The sequence below is a fragment of the Nocardia fodinahabitans genome, assembly GCF_052983615.1.
In genome coordinates this window covers 5969991-5994539 of sequence record NZ_JBRJJC010000001.1, presented here as the reverse complement: position 1 = coordinate 5994539, position 24549 = coordinate 5969991, and the positions used below count along the sequence as shown (strand labels likewise).

Below are 24549 nucleotides of genomic sequence, written 5' to 3'. Positions count from 1 at the left end.
CTGCCGCCCGGAGACTGGACAGCGGCGGCGAGCCGGAGCCGACGTTCCGCGCGACAGGCCAGAGCCAGGACGTCGAGGCAGTCGGCGCCGACCACGCTCAGCGAGGCAGGCCGCGGTCGGACGAGGCCGCGTCGCCGGAGTGGGCGCTCGTTCTGCCCAGCTCGTCGAGCTTGCGGGCGATGCCGGCGCGGCTGGTGAGGCCGAGCTTGCGCAGGACGCGGCCGAGGTGGTCCTCGACGGTGCGGGGGCTCAGGTAGAGGTGGGCCGCGATGTCCTTGTTCGCGTGGCCCTGCGCTGCCAGGTCGGCGACTTCCCGTTCGCGCCTGGTCAGGATGGTGGCGCCGGGCGAGCGGCTGCCTGCCAGGCGGCGCTGAGCCGTGGTGGTCTCGGCCAGCAGCCGTTGGGCGCCCGCGGCGGCGAAAACCGCGCGCGCCGAAGCGAATCGGCTCGTCGCCCGACCGAAGTCGCCGCGGCGGCCCGCGACGATACCCGCGATCAGTTCGGCCTGCGCTCGGTTGACCACCATTCCGGCACGGGCGAACGCGGCGATCGCCTGCTCGGCGGATGCTGCCGCGGTACCGAAATCCCCGACAGCGGCGGCATAATCGGCCCTGGCCAGTGCGGCCGCACCCACCTGGCTGCCCAGACCCTCCTCGGCGTTGTGCGCCGCGCGGGCCGAACCACCCAGACCCTCACCCGGCAGATGCGCCGCACAGGCCGAACGGCGCAGAGCCTCGCCTCGCGGGTGCGGCGCGCGGGACCCACTGCCCGCACTCTCGTCGGCGAGGCGCATGGCTCGGCGTGATGCGTCGCTCGAACTGCTGGTGCGAGTGTCCGAGTCGGTGGGAGCGGCGAGAATCCGTGTCGGTTTGCGATCGGCGTGTTCGGCCGGTAGGTCCGGCGCGGTGGAAACGGCATCGCCTGCACCGGTTGCGCGGGTGTCGGCGGCCAGTGTTTGCGAACGTGCCGCCGTGGTCGCTCGGGTGACCAGGTCAGCGGCTGCCGTCAGGTCGCCGTCGGCGATGGCGGCGTGGGCGGCCCGGGCGAGGTGGGTCGGGTGCAGTGGGCCGGGGCGGGTGGCGAAGGCCGGGACGGCAGATATCGAAGCGTCAGGGATCACAGAGAGGCCGGGCGCCGGCACACCCTGGACCGGCAGACCGGAGGCCGGCACACCCGGGACCGGCAGACCGGAGGCCGGCGCATCCCGGTCCGGCAGACCGGGCGCTGAGGCTCGAAGGTCCAGGGCACCGGGAGCCTGGACGGCCGGGACCGGGAGGCCCAGGGAGCGGGCGGTTTCGGCGAGGGTGGTCTCGACGACCTGGCGCCACCAGCGCATGGCGGGGCGTGGGAGGGCGGCGACGGTGTGCCACTGGGTGGTGACCGTGTCGGTGGGGGCGGTGAGGAGGAGGGTGCGAAGCTTGACCGCGCCGGCGAAGGAGAGCAGGTCGGGGTGGTGGAAGGTGGTGGCGGCGTCGGTCGCGGCGTCGGCGGCGGCGATCGCGGCGTCGAGGCGGCCGAGCTTGGCCAGGGAGTAGGCGCGGACGGTCTGGAGTTCGGCGAGGGCGTAGCTGCGGCCGAAGCGGTGGCTGACGCGGATGGCGCGGTCGAGGTGGACGAGGCCGTCGCGGTCGTGGTCGAGGAAGTAGGCGCACCAGCCCAGGGCGGGGATCGCGTGGACGACCTCGCGGAATCCGGCGTCGGTGAGGTTCTCGAAGGCCTGGTGGCAGCCGGGGTAGAGCTCGGCCGCGGTCCGGATCTGACCGTCGGCGACGAAACCGAGGCAGCGCAATGCCGTCGCCGCGGCGCGCACTGCCGGATCCGCGATCTCGGCGGAACCGAACAGGGCGTTGAGGCGGGCGTGCCCCTCGACGTCCTGGTGGTCCTGCAATTCCAGGATGGCCAGTTCCAGCTGGACCGGACCGTCACCGACGCGCCGGGGCAACGTCGCGGCGGCGGCGAGCAGGGTCCTGGCCTGATCGACCCGGCCACACATGCGGGCGCATCGCGCCGCGAGCAGCAGCGCTTCCAGCTGATGCGGGCCCGGCTCGGCGGCCGCCGGCTCGAGTGCTTCCGCCGCGCGCTCGCCCGCACCCGCGAGCAGCAATGCCCGGCCGAGTGCCACCGCGTCGGCGAGTGGATCGGTGACCGAGGGGGCGATCCGGTGGGCGAGCGCGAGCCAACGCGCGGCCGAGGCCGGTGCGTCGGCGAGGACCTGGTCGGCGGCCAGCCGCAGTTCGGTGCCCGCGAGCTCGTCGCGGCCGAGCAGGGCGTGCTCGAGCTGCGTGGCTCGCGCGGTCATCGGCGCGGCACGGGCACGCAGGGCCAGCGCGGCACGGCGGTGGGCCAGCGCCAGCCAGCCCTGCCCGGCCAGCCGATAGGCGGCCGTGCGGATCAGCGGGTGGACGAAGGTCACCGCGCCATCGATCGTGCGGACGACGCCACGGGCGACCAGCCCGTCGAGCGCGTCGGCCACCGTCACCGCGGGTAGATCCGCTGTCGCGGACAGCAGTTCGAGGTCGGGCGGGGCGCCACACACAGCAGCGGCCTGCGCGACCGAGCGTTCGAGCTCGGGCAGCTGGGCGAGTTCGGCACGGATCGTCCGGTCCACGGCCGCGTAGTCGGTCGAGGTGGGATCCGGGTTCTCCCCGCGCAGCGCACGGTCCAGTTCCCGGTCGGGCAGGTCGGCCAGCAGGGACAGATACAGCGGATTGCCCTGGGACGCGTCGAGCAACCGGGCGCGGCGACGGGGGTCCTCCGCCGGGAGCAGACCGTCGACATCGACGCCGGTGAACGGCGGTACCCGGACAGCGGCCGAGCGGACCAGCGGCACCCGCAGCAACCGGGTGAGCGACGGCGGACAGCCGCCGTCGCGGAAGGCTAGGAGCAGCCGGAATCCACCGACCGGCCGATTGCGGATCAGGAAGGCCAGCAGCCGAACCGATTCCGCGTCGGCCCACTGCGCATCGTCGACGACCAGCAAGGTCTCGACCGTGCCGAGCGCACGCCGCATCCCCCGGGCGAGCGCCGTGTCGGCGACTACGTCCGCCGAGGACACATCGGCTTCGGTGGCGGATCGGGTGCCAGGTGCGACGACCGCCGCGCGGGGCGCGAGGTCGCCGAGTTGTTCGGCGAGATCGTCGGCGAGATAGCGCGGTTGGGTGCGAGCGTCCTCGGCACCGGTGACCGAGAACACCCGGCACGGTGCGGTCTGGGCGAAGTGGGTGATCAAGCGGGACTTGCCGATTCCGGCGGGGCCCTCCACCAGCAGCAGCCAGGGGGCGTCGGGACCGGTGAAGGTGGAGGTCAGGATGGCGAGTTCGGCGGCGCGGCCGACGAAGGCGCGTTCGATCACCGCCACCACCCTCTCCTACCCGGTTTGTCCGGGGTGAGCCTAACCCGGGCCACCGACGGGCGAAATGCCGTGGTTTCCCGGATGCTCCGCGATCGGGCGTGGGGTTGGGTGGGCGAGGCCGATCACCGCCGAAGGGTCCGCGGTGAGGTTCTTCAGAAAGAAGGTTCGCATGACGTTCACCGGCAAGGGAATGGTTTCGCGGTTCACGCTCGCACTGCTGGCGGTCACGGCACTCGGTGCCGCAGGCTGCTCGGCCGTGGACAAGGTCACCGAGGTGGCCAAGGACGCGGGCAAGTCCGACACCGCCCGTTCGAAGGTCGGTGACTGCATCAACGTGATCTCGGCGTCGATGATCGACTCCAAGACCGAGCCCGTCCCCTGCTCGGCCGAGACCGCCGTCTACAAGGTCGTGCAGGTGCACGACCAGAAGGTCGAGTGCCACGAGGATTACACCTCCTACGAGGAGACCTTCGGCAGCGGCGGCACCCTCGCGTTCCTGTGTCTCGCCCCGAACTTCAAAGAAGGCAGCTGCTACAACGAGGGCATGATGACCGGCTACAAGTTCGTGCCGTGCACCGCCACCGAGGCCGACTTCAAGGTCGTCTCGCGCATCGACGGCCAGGTCGACGAGCAGCTGTGCGGCGAGGACGCCGACTCGGTGCTGGTGGTCAACGATCCGAAGACCACGTTCTGCCTGGGCAGCGCCAAGGGCTGACCCCCGGAAAACGAAAAAGCGCCCGGACTCCGCGGAGTCCGGGCGCTTCTCGTTGTGTTGCCTATCGACGCATGAAGATCGGCACTTCGATGTCGTCGTCATCGTCGCCGTCGTCGCCCTGGTCGGGGTTGTTGACGCGGTTCATGGCCTGCTCGGTGACCCGCTGACGCTCCGACTCCCGGTACCGCTCGGTATCGCGGTAGCTCGGCGCGCTGGTCCGCCCGCTCGACACCCCGCTGGTGGCGGGCTCGGTCGCGCGGACCGGTGCCTCGCTGCGCGCCTGACCGACCTCGCCCGCGCGCCCGGCGCCGATCGGGTTGGACCCGACCCGGGTGCTGTGCGATTCGGGCACCGCCCGCCGGGACGGGCCGCCACCGTCGAAGCCCGCCGCGATGACGGTGACGCGCACCTCGTCGCCCAGCGAATCGTCGATGACCGTACCGAAGATGATGTTGGCCTCGATGTGGGCCGCCTCCTGCACCAGCGAGGCCGCCTCGTTGATCTCGAACAGACCGAGATCGGAGCCGCCGGCAATCGAGAGCAGCACGCCGTGCGCGCCGTCCATCGACGCCTCGAGCAGCGGCGAGTTGATCGCCGTCTCCGCGGCCTTCACCGACCGGCCCTCACCGCGCGCCGAGCCGATGCCCATGAGCGCCGAACCGGCGCCGGACATGACGGACTTGACGTCGGCGAAGTCGACGTTGATCAGACCCGGGGTGGTGATCAGGTCGGTGATGCCCTGGACACCGTTGAGGAGCACCTCGTCGGCGGAGCGGAACGCGTCCATCAGGCTCACCGCCGCGTCGCCCAGCTGCAGCAGCCGGTCGTTCGGAATGACGATGAGGGTGTCGCACGACTCGCGAAGCAGGTTGATCCCCACCTCGGCCTGGTTCCCACGCCGCTTGCCCTCGAAAGAGAACGGCCGGGTCACGACACCTATGGTCAGCGCGCCCAGCTTGCGGGCGATGCTGGCGACGACGGGGGCGCCACCGGTACCGGTGCCACCGCCCTCGCCCGCGGTGACGAAGACCATGTCGGCGCCCTTGAGCACCTCTTCGATCTCGTCCTTGTGGTCTTCGGCGGCCTTGCGGCCGACTTCCGGATCGGCACCGGCGCCGAGGCCGCGAGTCAGCTCGCGGCCGACATCGAGTTTGACGTCGGCATCGCTCATCAGCAGGGCTTGGGCGTCGGTATTGACCGCGATGAACTCGACTCCCTTGAGTCCCTGTTCGATCATTCGGTTGACGGCGTTCACGCCGCCGCCGCCGATACCGACGACCTTGATCACTGCAAGGTAGTTGTGCGGGGGCGTCATGGGCTCTCGCCTTCCTTCGATCTTAAACCCTCAACCTCAACCATAGGGTTGGCGTTATGTCAAGTATCCGACTGCTGCGGAACGCTATTCGCAGCCACTGCGATCCCGGCGCAGGCGCGCCGAGACGAGAGCCAGAATCTTGTGCCACAAAGAGTGTCGCTCACTTTACCGTGACCAGATTCGGACTCGACACGTCGAACACGGTCCCCTCACGGGTCAGCAGCGGCAACACGACGGCAGCTTTGCGCTCGCCGTCGCCCGTGCCGCCCCACACTACCTTCCTACCGTCACGTAGGTTCAAGGAGACGTCCGAAATCGACCGTGCGACAACCTCACCCACCTGCACCGACAGCGCGGGTGGCAGCGTGACCAGCACATCGACCGCTGCCCTGGCCGCCGCGGGCCCGGTGAAGGCCCCCTCGGTGAGCAGCTTGGGCACCCCGATCGGCGGCGCCGGCTCGATCGCGAATTCGACGCTCTCGGCGTCGATCAGGTGCGCGCCGTCCGGTGATTCGATGTACAGCACCGGCGTTCGTTCCACCACGCTCACCAGCACGGTGGAGGGGAACTTGCGCTGCACCCGGACCGAGCGCACCTTGGGGATCGCGGCGACGCGCTGGGCGATCGCGGTGGTATCGATGCGCAACATCGAACGGCCGTCCGGGATTTCGAGCAGTCCCCGGACCTCCTCCTCGGAAACCGCGGCCAAGCCGTCGATCCGCACGGTACGCACCGACAACACCGGGGTGAACCACGCGAGCACGACGAGCACCGTCAGCACGAGGACGCCGACCACCGTCCAGAGCCGGTAGCCGCGCCACCCGCGCGCGGCGGGCATCGGCAATCTCACCGGCCGCCCTGTTGCGGCCGGGCGCGCAAACCGTCGAGGATCTGGCTGCCGAGCATGGTGACATCGCCGGCGCCCATGGTGATCACGACGTCGCCGGGCTGCGCGAGCGCGGCGACCTGCCTGCCCACCTTCGACATGTCCGGCTGGTAATGCACCGGGCTCGTCACCGCCTGCGCCACCAGCGCGCCGTTGACACCGGGCAGCGGCTCCTCGCGAGCGCCGTAGACGTCGAGCACGACGACCTCGTCGGCCAGACTCAGCGCGGTGCCGAACTCGGTGGCGAAGGTGGCGGTGCGGCTGTACAGATGCGGCTGGAACACCACGATCACCCGGCCACGCCGGGTCCGCGCGCCGTCGCTCGCCTCCTGGGCGACCAACTGGGCCGCGGCCTCGAGCACGGCGCGCACCTCGGTGGGATGGTGGGCGTAGTCGTCGAAGACGCGAACGCCGTTCTCCCGGCCGGTGAACTGGAACCGGCGGTGCACGCCACCGAACCCCTCCAGGCCCTGCACGATCTCGTCGATATCGGCGCCGGTGGACCTGGCGGCGAGCAGCGCGGCGAGCGCGTTGAGCGCCATGTGCCTGCCCGGTACCGACAGCCGCACCGTGCGCGGCGTGCTCTCCCCCGCCAGCTCGAATTCGACGATGCCGCCGATATCGCGCGGCTGCCAGTCGATCAGGCGCGCACCGACCGGCACCGGAGCGCCGGACAGATCACCGGAGCCGTAGCCGAGGATCTCGACGCCGCGCTCGCGCAGGCGCGGGGCGACGCGATGTGCCAGCGCCAGCGAGCCCGGGTCGTCCAGGCACACCACCAGCAGGCCGCCGGGGGCGAGCCGGTCGGCGAAGTCGTCGAACACCTGGATGTAGGCCTCGTCGGTGCCGAAGAAATCGAGGTGATCGGATTCGATATTGGTGACCACGGCGACGTCCGGGTCGTATTGCAGCAGTGAGCCGTCGGACTCGTCGGCCTCGGCGACGAAGATGTCACCGCTGCCGTGGTGGGCGTTGGTGCCCGCCTCGTTGAGCTCGCCGCCGACCGCGAACGACGGATCGGCGCCGCAGTGCTGCAGCGAGACGATCAGCATCGAGGTGGTCGAGGTCTTGCCGTGCGTGCCCGAGACCAGCAGGGTCTTGTGCCCGCGCATCAGCGCGGCGAGCACGGTCGGGCGCAGCAGCACCGGGATGTGGCGCCGATTCGCCTCGACCAGTTCCGGATTGGTCTTCGGGATCGCGGCATAGGTGGTGACGACGACCGTCGGGCCGCCGGGCAGCAGGTCGAGCGCGTCGGCGTCGTGGCCGATGCGGACCTGCGCGCCGCGCGCCCGCAGCGACAGCACGCCGCGGCTCTCGCGGGCATCCGAGCCGGAGACCGCGCCGCCACGGGCGAGCAGGATCCGGGCGATGCCGGACATGCCCGCACCGCCGATCCCGACCATGTGCACCCGTTCGAGTTCGGGCGGCAGCGCCGTCGCGATGTCCTCGCCGCTCGAGCTGCGTCCACTGTCGATGATCGGGCGGCCTGCGTGGTCACGCTCCGCTGCCGCCTCCGGCCGCTGACCGCTCATCGGGCGACCTCGGTGACAATCCTGGCCACCGTGTCGGCAGCGTCGCGATGGCCGGCGCCTGCGGCGGCGCGGCTCATCTCGGCGAGTCGAGCGGGGTCGAGCAGCAGCGGAATCACCTCATCGATCACGTATTTCGGGGTCAGGTCGGCGTCGGCGACAATTCTGCCACCGCCCTGGGCGACCACCGGCCTGGCGTTGAATTCCTGCTCGCCGTTGCCGTGCGGCAGCGGCACATAGAAGGCGGGCAGCCCGACCGCCGACACCTCGGCGACGGTCATCGCGCCGGAGCGGCAGACCACCGCGTCGGCGGCGGCGTAGGCCAGGTCCATCCGGGACAGGTACGGCACGGCGACATACGGCGCGGCCGCGTCGGCGGTGCTCACCTCGACGCTGTTCTTCGGGCCGTGCGCGTGCAGCACCGAGATGCCCGCGGCCGCCAGCTGCGGCGCGGCGCCGGCGACGGCCTCGTTGAGGCTGCGCGCCCCCTGCGAACCACCGAACACCAGCAGCACCGGGCCATCGGCGGGCAGGCCGAAGTGGGCGCGAGCCTCGGCGCGCAGGGCCGCGCGGTCGAGACCGGTGATGGAGGCGCGCACCGGGATGCCGACGACCTGGGCGTTCGCCAGGCCCGAATCGGGCACGGCGGCAAGCACCTTCGCCGCGATCTTGGCACCCACCTTGTTGGCGATGCCTGCCTTGGCGTTGGCCTCGTGCACGACCACCGGCACGGCGCGCTTGCGGCCGAACAGGCCGCCACGCGCGGCGAGGTAGGCGGGCAGGGCGACATAGCCGCCGAAGCCGATGATGACGTCGGCCTGTACCTCGTCGATGACGGCCCTGGTCGCCTTCACCGAGGCGCGCACCCGGCCGGGCAGGCGCAGCAGGTCGGCGGAGGGCTTGCGCGGCAACGGGACCGGTGGGATCAGCTCGAGCGGGTAGCCGCGTTCGGGAACGAGCTTCGTCTCCAGTCCGCGTTCGGTGCCCAGCGCGGTCACCCGGATCGACGCGTCGAGCGCGCGCAGGGCGTCGGCGACGGCGAGCGCGGGTTCGATATGGCCTGCGGTGCCTCCGCCTGCGACGATCACCGACAACCCGGGACGCGGGTGACTCACTTGGATCTACCTCGTTCTTTCGCGTGTGGCATCGGATAGGTCGGTTCCCATGCTCGGGTCGACCGTAGCGAACTGGTGCCGCGGCTCTGCGGGGCGCGTCGGCGACGGGGGGCCGGGCTCTCACGGCGCGCGGCCGGACGAGGCCGCTCGGCCCTGGCTTTCGAGGCGGACCGGCGCGGGGCGTCGGCCTTGAACGGCGTGTACACCTCGGGCACCGGCAGTCGCAGCATCCGGCTCACCCGACCGTCCTGCCCGGCCTGCAACGCCGAGACCGCCTCCGGTTCGTGCCGGGCGGCGCTGGCGATGATGCCGAACATGAACAGCGTGATGGCCAGCGAGGACCCACCGGCCGACACCAGCGGCAGCTGTAGACCGGTCACCGGCAGCAAGCCGACGACGTAGCCGATGTTGATCAGCGCCTGCGCGGTGATCCAGGTGGTGGCGGTCGCGGTGAGCAGCCGCAGGAACGGGTCGACCGAGCGCAGCGCGATCCGGATGCCCGCGTAGACGAACAGCGCGAACAGGGCCAGCACGAGCATGCAGCCGAGGAAGCCGAGCTCCTCGCCGATGATGGCGAAGATGAAGTCGTTGTGCGAGTTGGGCAGGTAGCTCCACTTCGCCCGGCTCTGGCCGAGGCCGCGACCCCAGATGCCGCCGTCGGCGAGGGAGTACTTGGCCTGGCGCGCCTGATAGTTGACGCCCTGCGGGTCGTCACCGGGGTTGAAGAACGCGCGCACCCGGTCGGAGCGATAGCCGGCCGACAGCGCCAGCACCGACGCCGCGACCACACCGGTGACCATGATCCCGACGAACAGCCGCACCGGCAGCCCGCCGAACCACAGCAGCGCCATCAGCACGATGCCGAGCGCGATCGTGGTCGACAGGTTCGGTTCCAGCACCACCAGCAGACACACCAGCAGACCGGCCGGCACCAGCGGCACCAGGATGTCCTTGAGCTGGGCGCCGCGGCGCGAGGCCAGCAGATGCGCGCCCCACACCACCAGCGTCACCTTGACGACCTCGGACGGCTGGATCGACAGCGGGCCGATGTCGAACCAGCGCCGCGCGCCACCGTGGATGGAGCCGATGCCGGGGATCAGCACCAGCACCAGCGCGAGCACCGAGATGCTGAAGATCGGGAACGACCACTGCCGCAGCAGCCGCAACGGCAGCCGTAGCGCGATATAGAAGGCGACGGCGCCGAGCGCGGCGAACATGGCCTGCTGGATGAACAGCGCGTACGCCGAACCGCCACCGGCGTAGGCCTCGACGCTCGACGCCGAGAGCACCATGACCAGACCGAGCACGGTCAGCAGGGTCGCGATGGTGACGATCAGATGGAAGGACGCGAGCGGACGGGCCAACCAGGCGCCGAAGCGCTCCCCCGCCCATCCCGGCTGTGCCGCGTTCCGTCTGCCCCGGCGCCCCACGTGGTTACGCACGTTGCCTCCTCCGGGCGCTGACGGTTCAGCCGGGCGCGTCTTTGTCATAGCGCCCGCCCGATGTCACCGTCTTCCAGTGCCGTCACCGCGTCCACGAAGCAGCGTCCGCGGTGGGTGTAGTCGTCGTACATGTCCAGGGAGGCGGCCGCGGGGGCGAGCAACACGGTGTCTCCGGCGCGGGCCAGACCCGCCGCGGCGCGGACCGCGCGGCCCATGACCGCTTCGGCACGCTGGGATCTCGACGACTCCATGTCTGCATCGTCTCGCGCATCCAGCTCGATGACCGGGACCTCGGGTGCGTGTCGCGCCAATGCGGCGGCGATCACCGGCGCGTCGGCACCGAACAGGACCGCGCCGACCAGCCGGTCGCCCACTTCCTCGATGAGGTCGTCGACGCTCGCGCCCTTGAGCAGACCGCCCGCCACCCAGACCACGTGCGGGTGCGCCAGGATCGCGGCGCGCGCGGCGTGCGGGTTGGTGGCCTTGGAGTCGTCGATGAAGTCGACCCCGCCCAGTTCACGGACGAACGCGGTGCGGTGCGGGCCCACCTTGTGCTCGGCGAGGCCTTCCTTCACGAACTGCGGCGCCACGTCGATCGCCCTGGTCAGCGCGGAGGCGGCGAGCGCATCGGCGATGCCTGCCGGGCCCTGCGGGCTGATGTCGGAGGTCTCGGCGAGGATCGCGGCCTTGGTGAACGCGCGGTCGAGCAGCTTGCCGTCGACCACGCCGAGTTCACCGTCGGCGGGCACGCCGATCCGGAAGCCGACGGTGCGCCGGGCCTTGGCCTTGCGGGCCAGCGAGCCCGCCACCGGATCGTCGAGGCCGACGACGCCGACCCGGCCGGTCAACGCGCGGGCCTTGGCGGCGGCATAGGCGTCGAGGCCGCCGTGCCAATCCAGGTGATCCTCGGCGACATTGAGCACGACGCCGGCCTCCGGGCGCACCGAGGGCGCCCAGTGCAGCTGGAACGAGGACAGCTCGACGGCGAGGACCTGCGGGCCGGGATTACGGCGCAGCGCGTCCAGGATCGGCAGGCCGATATTGCCGCAGGCCACGCTGGCGATGCCGGCGGCGCGCAGGATCGAGTGCGTCATCTGGGTGGTGGTGGTCTTGCCGTTGGTGCCGGTGATGACCAGCCACTTGCGGACCGGACCGTAGATCCGGGCCTGGTCGACCCACCAGGCGAACTCGACGTCACCCCAGACCGGGATGCCCTCGGTGACGGCGGAGACCAGCACCGGCGAATCCGGCCGCCAGCCCGGGCTGGTGATGACCAGCGCGAACCGGCTCAGATCGGCGTTCTCCAGCTCGACGCTGGTAGCGACCTCGAGACCCAGTTCGGCGGCCTCGGCCAGCGCCTTGGCGCCGCTGTCGGTGACCACCGGGTGCGCGCCGATATCGCGCAGCGGTTCGATCAGTGAGCGCCCGGAGACGCCCCAGCCCGCGACGAGAACGTCACGGCCACGCAGGAATTCGAGCATGGGGCCCGGGGAGCGGAGGGCGCGGGGAGAGTGTTCGACCATGTTCGTCCTCACCCGACCTGCGAAAGATATTCGCTGTAGAACAGTCCGAGACCCACGGCGGCGGCGATGCCTGCCAGGATCCAGAACCTGATGATCACCGTGGTTTCGGCCCACTTGCTCAACTCGAAGTGGTGATGGAACGGCGCCATCTTGAACAATCGGTTACGGGTGGTGCGGTAGACCGCCACCTGCAGCACCACCGACGCCGCCTCGGCGACGAACAGCGCGCCGATGACGACCATCAGCAGCTCGGTGCGGGTGGTGACCGACAGACCGGCCAGCATGCCGCCCAGCGCCAGCGAACCGGTGTCGCCCATGAAGATCTTGGCGGGCGCGGCGTTCCACCACAGGAAGCCGATGCACGCGGCGGCCGCGGCGGCGCACACCAGCGCCAGGTCCAGCGGGTCGCGCACGTCGTAGCAGCCGGCCTCGGGGCTGGTGGAGCAGGCGTTGCGGTACTGCCAGAAGGTGATGATCACGTACGCGCCGAGCACCAGGCTCATCGACCCCGCGGCCAGACCGTCCAGGCCGTCGGTCAGGTTGACCGCGTTGGACCAGGCCACCACCAGCAGGCAGACGAAGACGACGAACACGATCGCGCCCATCGACACCGTCGAGATGTCGCGCACGTAGGAGATGTGCTTACTGCCCGGGGTGAGCCCGTTCTGGCCGCGGAACTGCAGCACCAGCACCGCGAAGATGACCGCGGCGCCGATCTGGCCGATGTACTTGCCCGCGGCCGACAGGCCGAGGTTGCGCTGCTTGCGCAGCTTGATGAAGTCGTCGAGGAAACCGACCACACCGAGCGCGGTGGTCAGCCCGAGCACGAGCAGACCCGAGGCCGTCGGGCCCTCCGCGTCGTAGCCGATGCCGATCAGGTGCGAGCCGAGGTACCCCGCCCACATGCCGATCAGGATGGCGACGCCGCCCATGGTCGGGGTACCGCGCTTGGCCTGATGACTGGCCGGGCCGTCGACCCGGATCTCCTGGCCGAAGCCCTGTCTGGCGAAGACCCGGATCAGCAACGGCGTCAACAGGATCGACACCGCCAGTGCGATCCCCGCCGCGAATAGAATCTGCCTCATCGAGCCGCCTCCGTGCTACCTTCCCCTGCCCTGGTCAGGTGCTCGGCGACGGCCCACAGACCCACCGCCTTCGACGCCTTGACCAGTACCACATCGCCCGCGGCGATCTCGTCGTCGAGCAGCGCGATCGCCGCTTCGATATCGGGCACGAGGATCGACTCCTCGCCCCATGAGCCTTCCATCACCGCACCCTGGTGCATTCCCCGGGAGGGCCGTCCGGTGCCGACCACGATCAACCGGTCGACGTCGAGGCGGACCGCGAGGCGGCCGATCGCGTCGTGCTCGATCACCGAGGTGTCGCCGAGCTCGCCCATCTCGCCGAGCACGGCCCAGCTGCGGCGCGGCTCCTCGCCCGCCTCGGCCAGGGTGACCAGTGCCTTGAGCGCGGCCTTCACCGAGTCGGGGTTGGCGTTGTAGGAGTCGTTGATGACGGTGACGCCGTCGGCGGTGGTGCGCACGTCCATCCGGCGCGCCGAGGCCGCGGTGGCGCCGGACAGCGCCTGCGCGACGGTGGCCAGGTCGGCGCCACATTCCAGCGCGACGGCGGCCGCGGCCAGCGCGTTGCCGACCTGGTGCTCGCCGTGCACGGCCAACCGCACCGGGACGGACTCCCCGCCCGCGTGCAGGGTGAACCGGGCGCGGGCCTGCTCGTCGGTGACCACGTCGGTGGCGCGGATGTCGGCGTCACCGGCCAGGCCGACCCGCACGACGCGGGCCTCGGTCCGCGAGGCCATGGCGGCGACGTTCGGGTCGTCGGCGTTGAGCACGGCCAGGCCGTCGGCGGGCAGCGCCTCGACCAGCTCGCCCTTGGTCTCGGCGATGGCCTCGCGGCTGCCGAACTCACCCAGGTGCGCGGTGCCGACATTGAGCACGACACCGATCCGCGGCGGCGCGATGCGCGCCAGCGCGGCGATGTGGCCGGGTCCGCGGGCGGACAGCTCGAGCGCGAGGAACTTGGTGTCCAGACCGGCGCGCAGCGCGGTCCAGGGGTGCCCGAGTTCGTTGTTGAACGAGCCGGGCGGGGCGACGACCGGACCCAGCGGCGCCAGCACGGCGGCCAGCAGATCCTTGGTCGAGGTCTTGCCGGAGGACCCGGTGACGCCGACGACGGTCAGCCCCGTGTGCTCGGCCAGCCGCTCGGTGCTGGCCCGCGCCAGCGCGGCCAGGGCGGCCAGCACGGCAGCGCCGGAGCCGTCGCCGTCGTGGCTCAGCGCGACCGAGGTCGCCGGGACCGAGCCGCGGTCCGGCGCGACGACGATCGCGGGCACGCCGACCGGCCGGGCCGCCAGCACGGCGACCGCGCCCGCGGCCACCGCGGCGGCGGCGTAGTCGTGTCCGTCGGAGTTGGCGCCCGGCAGCGCGAGGAACAGATCGCCGGAACCGATTCGGCGCGAATCGAATTCGACCGACCCGGTCACCAGTGCCTGAGGGTCGGGTACGTCGTGCAGCTCGCCGCCGACGACGTCCGCGATCTCCCGCAGTGTCATCTCGATCATGAAACCGTCAAGTCCTCCGAGTCCGTCTGCGGACTGTGTCGTCTCCGCAGGGTTTCCAGCGCCGCCGCGACCACCTCGCGGTCGTCGAAGGGATGCTTGACGCCCTGGATCTCCTGCCCCGCCTCGTGGCCCTTGCCCGCGATGAGCACCACGTCGCCGGAACGCGCCCAGGCGAGGGCGGCGGCGATGGCCGCCGCGCGGTCACCGATCTCGCGGACCTCGCCGCGATCGGTGGCCGGGAGTTCGTGCGCACCGGCCACCACGGCGGCCCTGATGGCCGCCGGGTCCTCGGTGCGGGGATTGTCGTCGGTGACGATCAGCAGGTCGGCGCCGCGTGCGGCGGCCGCGCCCATCAGCGGGCGCTTGGCCGCGTCCCGGTCGCCACCGGCGCCGACGACGACGGCCAGCCTGCCGTGCCCGGCCTCGGTGAGGTGTCCGCGCAGGGTGGCCACCACCGATTCGACCGCGGCGGGCTTGTGCGCGTAGTCGACGACGGCGAGGAAGTCCTGGCCGCGCTCGACCCGCTGCATGCGACCGGGGACGTCGACCGTGGCCAGCGCGGCCGCGGCGACGGCCGGATCGACTCCGGCGGCGGCGCAGGTCGCGACGGCCAGCAGCGCGTTGGCGACGTTGTAGCGGCCGGGCAGCCGCAGCCGCACGGTCAGCTCGCCGTCCGGCCCGGCCGCGGTGAACTCCTGTTCCCCGCCGGTGGCGCGGACGTCACCGGTCACGTGCCAGGTCGCCGCGCCGCGATCGGCGGGCCCGGAGGCGGTAGCGGAGACCGTGATCGGCGCGGTGAGGTCGCCCGCGAGGCGGGTGCCCCACTCGTCGTCGACGCAGATCACCGCGGTGCGCGCGGCAACCGGCGAATCCGCGTCGAAGAGCTTGCGTTTGGCGGCGAAGTAGTCCTCGAAGTCGGCGTGGAAGTCGAGGTGGTCCTGGGACAGGTTGGTGAACGCGCCGACGGCGAAGCGCACGCCGTCGACCCGGCCCAGCGCCAGCGCGTGGCTGGAGACCTCCATCACGACCGCCTGCACGCCCTGCTCGACCATCGCGGCGAACATCGCGTGCAACTGGGGCGCCTCGGGCGTGGTGAGCGCGCTGGGCACCCGCCTGCCGCCGATGCGGGTCTCGATGGTGCCGATCAGCCCGGTGGACAGGCCCGCGGCGGCGAGCCCGGCCTCCACCAGGTACGAGGTGGTGGTCTTGCCGGAGGTGCCGGTGATGCCGATGATGCGCAACCGGTCGCTCGGGTGGCCGTAGATCTCGGCCGAGAGCTCGCCGAGCGCGGCGCGTGGCCGCTCGCGCACCAGGACCGGGACGGCGACCTCGCCGATCAGGGCGGCACCGTCGGCGTCGGTGTATACGGCCACAGCGCCGCGGTCGACGGCGTCGGCGGCGAAGCGCGCGCCGTGCGCGTTCGCGCCGGGCAGCGCGGCGAACAGGTCACCGGGGCGCACGGCGTTGGAACGCTGCTCGATGCCGGTGACGGTGATGTCGGTGGTCACCGGGGTCGCCACCGTGGCGCCGGTGAGGTCCAGCAGGGCCCGCAGCGACGTCGACGGCGGCGTGGTGGGCCGGAGCGCGTGCGGGCTGGACTGCGCGGGCACAAGGCTCCTCTCTGAGAGTGATCGAGCGCGTGGGCGAGACGAGCAGTCAGGTTACCGACGCGCGGTGTCGGAGGGACAACGCGGGTTGCCTAGGCGGAGGAGTTAGAGCCCGGCCTCCAGCACCAGCCGTTTGGGCTCCGGCGACGGCGGCACGCGGTCGCGCTGCAACGCCCAGGAGGCGATGCTGTGGAACAGCGGCGCGGCCGACCCGCCGCCACTGCCGTCGGAGCTGCGGACCGGCGCGTCGAGCATCATGCCGATCACGTATCGCGGGTTGTCGGCGGGCGCCATCCCGGCGAAGGTGATGTAGAACGACGACGACGAATAGCACCGGCAGGCCGGGTCGACCTTCTGCGCGGTACCGGTCTTGCCCGCCACCTGGTAGCCCTCGATGGCCGCCGGGGCGCCGGTGCCCATCTGGTAGCCCATCGGGTCCTTCTGCACGGTCGCCTGGAAGACGGTGCGCAGCGTGTTCGCGGTCTGCGGGCTCACCACGCGCACACCGTCGGGCTGCAGTTCCTCGGTGCGGGTGCCGTCGGGGGCGATCCTGGCCTTGACGATGCGCGGCGGGATGCGCAGGCCGTCGTTGGCGATGGCCTGGTACATGCCGGTCATCTGCAGGGTCGTCATCGAAAGGCCCTGGCCGATGGGCAGGTTCGCGAAGGTGCCGCCGGACCACTGATCGCGCGCAGGCACCTGGCCCGGGCTCTCGCCGGGCAGGCCGATCCCGGTGCGCTTGCCGAGGCCGAAGCGGTCGACCATGTCGGCGAAGCGGTCCTCGCCCACCCGCTGGGCGAGCATGAGAGTGCCCACGTTGGAAGACTTCCCGAAGATGCCGGTGGTCGTGTACGGCGCGGTGCCGTGCTGCCACGCGTCGTTGACGGTGACCCCCGACATCCGGATCGAACCGGGCACCTGCAGCACTTCGTCGGGCGTGGTGAGCCCGTATTCGATGGCGGCGGCCGCGGTGACGATCTTGTTCACCGAGCCGGGCTCGAACGGTTCGGCGACCGAGGGGTTGCTCATGTCGGCCGAGGCCCAATACTGCGGTCCCAGTGCGGGATTGAAGGTGTTGTCGTTGGCCATCGCCAGCACCTGGCCGGTCTTGGCGTCGAGCACCACCGCTGAGGCCGAGGACGCGCCGGAGAGCTGCTTGGCCTGCTGCACCTGCTGCTGGACGTAGTACTGCAGGTCCTCGTCGAGGGTCAGTTCCACGCCGTAGCCGTTCACCGCGGGCTGCTGGTCGCGGTAGCTGCCGGGAATCACCGCGCCGTCGGAACCGCGGTCGTAGGTGCGCGAACCGTCGGTGCCCGCGAGCACCGAGTCCAGCGCGGATTCCAGGCCGATCTGACCGTGCCCGTCCCAGCCGGTCGCGCCGACCACATTGGCCGCCAGTGCGCCACCGGGGTATTCGCGCAGGTCCTGCCGTTCGGCGCCGACTTCGGGGAACTTGGCCAAAATCTCCGCGGCCACCCGCGGATCCACATTGCGGGCCAGATACGTGAAGGTCTTGTCGCTGCGCAGCTTGTCGAGCAGCTCTTCTTCCTTGGGCGCCGCGGTGCCGAGCTTGTCGTGGACGAACTTCGCGATGTCCTTCAGCCGCTGCTCGGGATCGGGCGCGCTCGGCTTGGCCTTCTTGGCGTCGGCCAGCTGCTGGCGCACCCGGACCGGCTGGAAGGTCAGCGCTTTCGCGGTGATGGTGAAGGCGAGCTGGTTGCCGTGCCGGTCGGTGATCGGGCCGCGCACGGCGGCCTCGGTCTCCTTGGTGGTGCGCTGGGACGCGGCCTGCGCCGAGAGCGCGGGCGCGGCGAGGCTCTGGATGTAGAGCAGCTGCAGCGCCACCACCGCCAGCGTCGCCAGCAGGGTGACCCGGCCGACGCCGAGGCGCAACCGGATCGGCCGGTCCGGCGAGAGCGACCCCGAACGGCGGGCCCTCGACGAGACCGGCCCGCGTCGCTGCTGCGACGCGGGCCCGCTCTGCCTCATCGACCATCCTCCGGAGCGACGATCCGCGGTGACTCGCTCGGCGGCCCCGCGGCCCGGCCGGGTAGCCCTGCCGCGACACCCGCTGTAGGCGGCGGTGTGTCGGCCGGTGCGGGCGGCGGCGTGTCAGCCGATGCGACCGGCTCGCCCTGGTCGACGGGCGCGGCGACATCGACCCGGTCGGGCACGGTCACCGGCGCGATCGGCGCAGGTGCCTGACCCTCGGCGGGCGCGGGCGCCTGCTCGCCGGCGGGCGCGGGCGCCTGCTCGCCGGCGGGTGCGGGCGCCTGCCCCTCGGCGGGTGCGGGTGCTTGTCCCTCGGCGGGCGGGGCGGCGTCGACCGGGGCCAGCGGCGCCGGAGCCGGTGCGACAGCGGGCTGCGGCGCGACTGCCGGGGCCGGCGGCGCGGCGGGCGCCGGTGCGGGAGCTTCCGCCGCAGGCCCGCCCTGGGTGGCGGGCGCGGCGAGCACGTTCGCCGGCGTTCCGCTCGGCGTGGCCGGGCCCGCGGTCGAGGCGCCCGGCTGCACCGGAACCACCCGCTCGCCCTGGGCCTGCGCGTGTCCGGGCGCGGGGTTGGGGGTGGTGGTCGGCGGGCCGTTCAGCGGCGGCACCGGCGCGCCTTGCGCTGGCGTCGGCGTGCCGATGACGGTCACTTCCCCACCGGGACCGAGCACCAGCCGGGCCGGGTCCTTGGCCGGGATCATGCCCAGTTCCCTGGCGCGCGCGGCCAATTCGGGGGCCGAGTCGGCGGCGGCGACCTCGCGCTGCAATGCGGCCCGCTCGTCGGCGAGCTTGCGGTTGACCGCCCTGGCGTCACCGAGCTGGTAGCTGTCCTCGGCGGCGCGGGTGGTCAGCAACAGGGTCAGGGCCAGGCCGCAGCCGAGCAGTCCGATGATCGCGGTGACGAAGGGAATCCGCCCGGCCATCGTCGAGGCCCGTTCGGGCAGCTCGATCCCGTCGAGCAGCTGCTCCCTGGTGCGCTTGCGCGCGTAGGCCCGCTGCGCGGCACCGGATTTCACCCGTTCGGCCGCCTCGACGCGACGGGCCGTACGCCCCGGCACGGCGACGGTGCTCGTCCGCACGCTCATCGTGTCCCCTCCTGTGTCCTCCCTGACCTCTCCGCGATCCGTTCGGCCGCGCGCATCCGCACCGGAGCGGACCGCGGATTGACCTCGATCTCGGACTCGGTCGCTTTCTCCGCACCTCGGGTCAGCATCCGGAATTCCGGTCCCATGCCGGGCAGTTCGACCGGCAGGTCCATCGGTGACCTGGACACGATCCGTGGCGCGAACTCCTGCTTGACCAGCCGGTCCTCCAGCGACTGGTACGACATCACGCAGATCCGCCCGCCGACGCGCAGCGAATCCAGGGCCGCGGGCAGCGCGGCCCGCAGCGAGTCGAGCTCGCCGTTGACCTCCACCCGCAGGGCCTGGAACGTGCGCTTGGCCGGATGACCACCCGTGCGCCGCGCCGCAGCCGGAATGGTCGCGTAGAGCAGCTCGACCAGCTCGGCGCTGGTGGTGAACGGCTTGACCGCACGCCTGCGCAGCACCTCGGAGGCGATCTTGCCCGCGAACCGTTCGTCGCCATAGGTTTTCAGCACCCGGGCCAGGTCGCCGTGGCTGTAGGTGTTGAGCACATCGGCGGCGGTCGGGCCGGTGGTCGGGTCCATCCGCATGTCCAGCGGCGCGTCGACGGAGTAGGCGAAGCCGCGATCGGCCTCGTCGAGCTGCATCGACGACACCCCGAGGTCCATCAGAATCGCTGACACGGAACCGATCTCGGGCAGGCCGGCCTGGCTCAGCGCGTCGGCGATGCCGTCGTAGCGGGTATGCACCAGGGTGATCCGGTCGGCGTACGGCGCGAGCCGCTCGCCCGCCAATTTCAGCGCGGTGGTGTCGCGGTCGAGACCGACCAGGTGCGCATTCGGATAGGTGCGCAGGAAATGTTCGGCGTGCCCGCCCAGGCCGAGGGTCGCGTCGATGTAGACGGCGCCCGGTTCGCTCAGCGCGGGGCCGAGCAGTTCGTCGGCGCGGGTGAGCAGGACCGGCACATGACGGGGGTTCTCGGTGTCATGGTTCACCTCGACCTCCCGGGATACTGCCTCGCGTCGCAGACGGGTCGCCTTGCCACACAGTGCTTTTCGAATGAGATTGCGGTCTGAATGAAGCTGCCCCACCGCCCTTGCGGTGGAACCGGCGAATGCGTCGAGGTCTCTGACCGAGGCGCGGCACCTGGCGTCGGGGAAGTACGTCAGGGTCCGCGCCCGGGCAGAGGCCTCGCAGCACTCGCGTGCTCCGAGCTAGAAGATCCCGCCCAGCGACTCGTCTCTGGCTTGCGCGTAGTCCTCCTCGTGCTCGGCGAGGTAGGACTCCCACGCCTGCTTGTCCCATATCTCGAGGAAGTCGACCGAACCGATCACCACGCAATCTCGCGTGAGATCGGCATAGCGTCGATGGTCCGGCGACAACGTGATCCGGCCCTGTGCATCCGGACGTTGCTCGTCGGTGCCCGCCGCCAACGCTCGGACGAAAGCCCTTGCCCGCGGGTTGCTTCGAGACGCCGCGGCGGCCCGCCGCGCGAGCGCGGTGAACTCTTCCCTCGGATACACGGCCAGGCTGTGGTCTTGACCTTTGGTGACCATCAACCCTCCCGCCAGTTCGTCTCGAAACTTCGCAGGCAACGTCAGTCGCCCTTTGTCGTCCAGGCGGGGGGTGTAGGTACCGAGGAACATCTCGGCCACCTCCCTACTGGATCACCTCGCCGTACGGCCTCTCCTGTAGTGCGCGACCCACATTACCCCACTTTCCCCCACTTTCAATCGAAACCCCGGGTGATCTCGCTCCCCGCCAACACAATTCCGCAGGTCATTCCAGCTATCACCGAGATTCGGTGTTATCGCGTGTTCGGGCAACCCGCGCGGGTCGGAAACCCCTGGTTCCGACAACGTTCAGCAAACTTCGCAGGTGCTCTCGGCGGCGACGCCCACCGTGGGGGCGCGGTGGGGAACGGTGGGGAAAGTGGGGGAACCACCCTGACCACCGATCCGCCGAGCGCGCCACCCCGAAAACAGGCGAAGGCGGCGCCGCACCCGATCGGGTGCGGCGCCGCCTTCGATGCTGTTACGCCTCGGCTACAGCCGAGCTACTCCTGCTCGAACCTTCGGCGGAACCGGTCTTCCATGCGCTCGGAGAAACCGCCGGACTTGCGCGGGCGACCACCGCGTCCGGTCGAGCCACCCGTGGGGCCGGAGCCCGCGGCGGGGGTCTCGGTGGAGTCCGGCCGAGCGGACCTGCGCGAGTTGCCGATCATGAGCAGGACGCCCGCACCGAACATGGCGATGAAGCCGACGAGGCTGATGATCGGGAAACCGCCCGGCTTGAACGGGGCGGCGATGCCGGCGACGAGCAGGAACAGGCCGATGGCGAACAACGCCGCGGCCTGCAGTCTGCGTCGACTCGACGTGGAGCGAAGTCGTCCGCCGCGGACGGACGAGGCGAACTTCGGATCCTCAGCATAGAGAGCGCTCTCGATCTGTTCGAGCATGCGCTGCTCGTGCTCGGAGAGTGGCACGGTACCTCCCCCGGCACTAGGCGTGGCTGGTCGCCTCCGGGTAGGCGACGGGTAGCCGACCTTGGCGGCTATCTGCTCCCCATGATACGAGTTCGATCGAAGCCGTACCACCTACTCGGTGATAACTAAGCAGTCATGTCCCGGTCGCGACTCGGCTGCGGGCGTGTCTTGGCGGCGGCGACCAGCGCATCGTCGACGTCGTAGAGGAACGCGCCCACCCGTGAGCAGAACTCGTCGGCGCGGGTGTCGGTCACCGCGCGGTCCAGTCCGGCCTCCAGATCGGCCCGCAATTGCGAGTGCGCCTCGAAGTAGTCCGCCCACATCGCGAATTCGGGGCTCGCGCGGCGCAGCAGGACCCAGGCGCTGCGCGAGCGCGCCCGTGGCGCCCGATCGGCGCCGGTGAGGGCGATCATCGCGCCCGCGCCGCGCAGCGCGGCCAGGTAGGCGGTGCGGAACCGCTCACCCGGATCGTGCTCCCAGGCCGAATCGGTGAGCAGGGCGTCGGCTTGGCGGAGTAGCCCGCCCGCGCGACCGTCGTGCCCCGCGTGCTCCCGACCATCGTTGCGACCAGCCATCTGCTGCCCCTTTCGCCCCTCGCACAGATCGAACAAGCATTCGAACGTTTGAATTGAGATTGAATATAGGGACACCCACCGACAACTTCCGCGCCAGCGCGCCATCGACGAGAGCCATGACAGCCGTCACGCCGAATCACACCCCCGCACCCGTCGTCGTCGACCTCAGCGTCGCTGCCTTGCGCGCGCGCCTGCACGACGCCCTGTCGGTGTATGTCGCCGCCATGGACTATCCGCGCGGCACCGAACATCACCGCGCCCCGATGTGGACCGAGCACACCACCCGGGCCGGCTGGCGTGCCGTGGCCGCCGTGCTGCCCGACGACTCGGGCGGGGTCGACCTGCGCACCGCCCCGATCCTCGCGATCGCCTACGGCTACAGCGGCGCGCCGCGGCAGTGGTGGCACCAGCAGGTGCACACGGGGATGCGCCGGTGCGGCTGGCCCGAGGCCGCGACCCGCGAACTGCTCGCCGACTACTTCGAGCTCACCGAACTGCACGTGCATCCGGCGGCGCAGGGCCGCGGGATCGGCTCGACGCTGCTCGAGCGGCTGCTGGCCGACCGCACCGAGGCCGCCGTGCTGCTGTCCACGCCCGAGGTACCCGAGGAGGACAACCGGGCCTGGCGGTTGTACCGGCGGGCCGGATTCACCGATGTGATCCGCAATTTCGTGTTCGCGGGTGACACCCGGCCGTTCGCCATCCTGGGTCGGCGGCTGCCGCTGCCCGGGTCCGGCGCGTGAGGGCGGCAGGCACGACGGTCGTCGTCGGTTCGGGCCACAACGCGCTGGTCGCGGCCTGTTATCTGGCGAAGGCCGGGCAGCGGGTGCAGGTGCTCGAACGCGACGAGGTGCCCGGCGGCGCGGTGTCGACGGTCGAGCGGTTCCCCGGTCATCTGGTGGATCGCGGGTCGTCCGCGCACATCATGATCCGGCACACCGGGATCATCGAGGAGCTCGAGCTCGACCGCTTCGGACTGCGCTATATCGACTGCGATCCCTGGGGTTTCACGCCGTCGGACGGCGGGCGCGCGCCGATCGTCTTCCATCGCGATCTCGACCTGACCTGCGCCTCGATCGCCGCGGCCTGCGGTGCGCGCGAGGCCGACGCCTACCGCCGCTTCGTCGGCGTGTGGGGCGAGCGCAGCGCGCGGGTGATGCGCGCGTTCGGCGGTCCGCCGACGCCGGGCAGGCTCGTTCGCTCGTTCTGGGGACTGGACGCGCGCGACGGCGGCAGCGCCCTGTCGCGGGAGTTCCTGCAGACCGGTGACGCGCTGCTGGACTACTGGTTCGACGACGAACGCCTCAAGGCGTCGCTGGCCTGGTTCGGCGCGCAGTCGGGCCCGCCGATGTCGGAACCCGGGTCGGCGCCGATGGCCGGTTTCGCCGCGCTCATGCACACGCTGCCGCCCGGCCGGGCCGTGGGGGGAAGTGGGGCGCTCAGCGCGGCCCTGATCGCCCGGCTGCGCGCCGACGGCGGCGAACTGCACACCGGCGACGCCGTCACCGCCCTGCGCCGCAGCGGCGACGGCTGGCGGGTGACAACGGCCTCGGGCCGGAACCTGCACGCCGACACCGTGATCGCGGGCGCACACATCCTCGCGACCCTGGACTTGCTGCGGGCGGGCGATTTCGACGCGGCCACCCTGGACGACTGGCAGCGCCGGATCCGGGTCGGCCCCGGCATCGGCATGGTGGTGCGCCTGGCCACCGACCGGCTCCCCGACTACCCCGGTGCCTCCCCCGCCGAGTCCGCCCGCGGCCTGCAGTTCCTCGTCTCGGACCGGAACCAGCTGCGGCTCGCGCACGGCGCGGCCCTCGGTGGTGCGCTGCCGCCCCGGCCGGTGGTACTGGCGATGAGCTTCAGCGCGCTCGATCCCACCATCGCGCCGCCGGGCGAGCACCAGTTGTCGCTGTGGGCGCAGTGGCATCCCTACGCGCTCGCCGACGGCAGCGCGTGGGCGGCGCACGGCGAGCGCGAGGCCAACCGGATCATCGCCGAGGTCGAGCGATACGCCCCCGGCTTCGCGTCGTCGGTGCGGCAGCGGTTCGTGCAGACGCCGGTCGATCTGGAACGCGAGATGGGCTTGCGCGGCGGCAATGTCATGCACGTCGAGATGTCGCTGGACCAGATGATGCTCTGGCGCCCGCTGCCGGAGTTGTCGGGACAGCGGGTGCCGGGTGCGCCGGGCCTGTATCTGACGGGCGCGTCGACCCATCCGGGTGGCGGGGTGTCCGGCGCCAGTGGCCGCAGCGCCGCACGGCTCGTCCTCCGCGATCGCCGGACCCGCCGGTTCTCGTTGCCGCGCAGCCGATGAGGCCGGGACCGACCGTGCCCGACTCGGAACCGG

Annotated in this window: 19 protein-coding genes; 3 read left to right on the top strand and 16 right to left on the bottom strand. The window is 71.4% G+C overall.

Going from position 1 to position 24549, the window contains the following annotated elements; all coding sequences use genetic code 11:
- Positions 1 to 97 precede the first annotated feature (97 nt).
- Positions 98 to 3358, bottom strand: coding sequence for an AAA family ATPase (locus tag NV348_RS28170; protein ID WP_447149554.1), 3261 nt, complete (start codon positions 3356 to 3358; stop codon positions 98 to 100).
- A 163-nt stretch (positions 3359 to 3521) separates the two neighbouring features.
- Here NV348_RS28170 and NV348_RS28165 point away from each other — a divergent pair, with 163 nt between their 5' ends.
- Positions 3522 to 4067: an LppU/SCO3897 family protein gene (locus NV348_RS28165; RefSeq protein WP_447149553.1), complete on the top strand. Its 546-nt coding sequence runs from the start codon at positions 3522 to 3524 to the stop codon at positions 4065 to 4067.
- A gap of 61 nt (positions 4068 to 4128) precedes the next feature.
- On the opposite strand, the gene ftsZ is transcribed toward NV348_RS28165, so the two are convergent.
- From ftsZ to NV348_RS28090, 15 genes are all read right to left on the bottom strand, one after another.
- Entirely contained in the window at positions 4129 to 5382 is a 1254-nt protein-coding gene (gene ftsZ, locus NV348_RS28160) for a cell division protein FtsZ (protein WP_218716000.1), read from the bottom strand.
- A 160-nt stretch (positions 5383 to 5542) separates the two neighbouring features.
- Positions 5543 to 6220 (bottom strand): cell division protein FtsQ/DivIB, encoded by a 678-nt coding sequence (locus NV348_RS28155; RefSeq protein WP_447151167.1) that lies wholly within the window; start codon positions 6218 to 6220, stop codon positions 5543 to 5545.
- An 8-nt stretch (positions 6221 to 6228) separates the two neighbouring features.
- Positions 6229 to 7671, bottom strand: coding sequence for a UDP-N-acetylmuramate--L-alanine ligase (gene murC / locus NV348_RS28150; RefSeq protein ID WP_447151166.1), 1443 nt, complete (start codon positions 7669 to 7671; stop codon positions 6229 to 6231).
- Between the two features lie 125 nt (positions 7672 to 7796).
- A complete protein-coding gene (gene murG, locus NV348_RS28145; RefSeq protein ID WP_447149552.1) occupies positions 7797 to 8912 on the bottom strand; it encodes an undecaprenyldiphospho-muramoylpentapeptide beta-N-acetylglucosaminyltransferase in 1116 nt (371 codons plus the stop codon).
- The gene (ftsW, locus tag NV348_RS28140) at positions 8909 to 10402 is read right to left on the bottom strand and encodes a putative lipid II flippase FtsW (protein ID WP_447149551.1); all 1494 of its coding nucleotides are present in this window, start codon (positions 10400 to 10402) and stop codon (positions 8909 to 8911) included. Before ftsW ends, murG begins: the two co-directional genes overlap by 4 nt.
- Entirely contained in the window at positions 10399 to 11835 is a 1437-nt protein-coding gene (gene murD / locus NV348_RS28135) for a UDP-N-acetylmuramoyl-L-alanine--D-glutamate ligase (RefSeq protein ID WP_447151165.1), read from the bottom strand. The genes ftsW and murD overlap by 4 nt, the downstream gene beginning before the upstream one ends.
- Positions 11836 to 11885: 50 nt before the next feature.
- Entirely contained in the window at positions 11886 to 12962 is a 1077-nt protein-coding gene (gene mraY, locus NV348_RS28130; protein ID WP_447149550.1) for a phospho-N-acetylmuramoyl-pentapeptide-transferase, read from the bottom strand.
- Positions 12959 to 14458: a UDP-N-acetylmuramoyl-tripeptide--D-alanyl-D-alanine ligase gene (locus NV348_RS28125; protein ID WP_447149549.1), complete on the bottom strand. Its 1500-nt coding sequence runs from the start codon at positions 14456 to 14458 to the stop codon at positions 12959 to 12961. Before NV348_RS28125 ends, mraY begins: the two co-directional genes overlap by 4 nt.
- The gene (locus tag NV348_RS28120; RefSeq protein ID WP_447149548.1) at positions 14455 to 16068 is read right to left on the bottom strand and encodes a UDP-N-acetylmuramoyl-L-alanyl-D-glutamate--2,6-diaminopimelate ligase; all 1614 of its coding nucleotides are present in this window, start codon (positions 16066 to 16068) and stop codon (positions 14455 to 14457) included. The genes NV348_RS28125 and NV348_RS28120 overlap by 4 nt, the downstream gene beginning before the upstream one ends.
- A 102-nt stretch (positions 16069 to 16170) precedes the next feature.
- Positions 16171 to 18054, bottom strand: coding sequence for a peptidoglycan D,D-transpeptidase FtsI family protein (locus NV348_RS28115; RefSeq protein ID WP_447149547.1), 1884 nt, complete (start codon positions 18052 to 18054; stop codon positions 16171 to 16173).
- Entirely contained in the window at positions 18051 to 19139 is a 1089-nt protein-coding gene (gene ftsL, locus NV348_RS28110) for a cell division protein FtsL (protein WP_447149546.1), read from the bottom strand. The genes NV348_RS28115 and ftsL overlap by 4 nt, the downstream gene beginning before the upstream one ends.
- Positions 19136 to 20134 (bottom strand): 16S rRNA (cytosine(1402)-N(4))-methyltransferase RsmH, encoded by a 999-nt coding sequence (gene rsmH, locus NV348_RS28105; protein ID WP_447149545.1) that lies wholly within the window; start codon positions 20132 to 20134, stop codon positions 19136 to 19138. Before rsmH ends, ftsL begins: the two co-directional genes overlap by 4 nt.
- Before the next feature lie 219 nt (positions 20135 to 20353).
- Positions 20354 to 20785, bottom strand: coding sequence for a division/cell wall cluster transcriptional repressor MraZ (gene mraZ / locus NV348_RS28100; protein WP_447151164.1), 432 nt, complete (start codon positions 20783 to 20785; stop codon positions 20354 to 20356).
- A 410-nt stretch (positions 20786 to 21195) separates the two neighbouring features.
- Positions 21196 to 21624 (bottom strand): SCO2097 family morphological protein, encoded by a 429-nt coding sequence (locus NV348_RS28095; RefSeq protein WP_447149544.1) that lies wholly within the window; start codon positions 21622 to 21624, stop codon positions 21196 to 21198.
- A gap of 125 nt (positions 21625 to 21749) precedes the next feature.
- Positions 21750 to 22199: an SAV_6107 family HEPN domain-containing protein gene (locus tag NV348_RS28090; protein WP_447149543.1), complete on the bottom strand. Its 450-nt coding sequence runs from the start codon at positions 22197 to 22199 to the stop codon at positions 21750 to 21752.
- A gap of 116 nt (positions 22200 to 22315) precedes the next feature.
- On the opposite strand from NV348_RS28090, the gene NV348_RS28085 reads away from it, so the two are divergent.
- Both NV348_RS28085 and NV348_RS28080 read left to right on the top strand, forming a co-directional pair.
- On the top strand, positions 22316 to 22942 hold the full coding sequence (locus NV348_RS28085; protein WP_447149542.1) for a GNAT family N-acetyltransferase: 627 nt from the start codon (positions 22316 to 22318) through the stop codon (positions 22940 to 22942).
- The gene (locus NV348_RS28080) at positions 22939 to 24516 is read left to right on the top strand and encodes a phytoene desaturase family protein (RefSeq protein ID WP_447149541.1); all 1578 of its coding nucleotides are present in this window, start codon (positions 22939 to 22941) and stop codon (positions 24514 to 24516) included. Before NV348_RS28085 ends, NV348_RS28080 begins: the two co-directional genes overlap by 4 nt.
- The last annotated feature ends 33 nt before the right edge of the window (positions 24517 to 24549 follow it).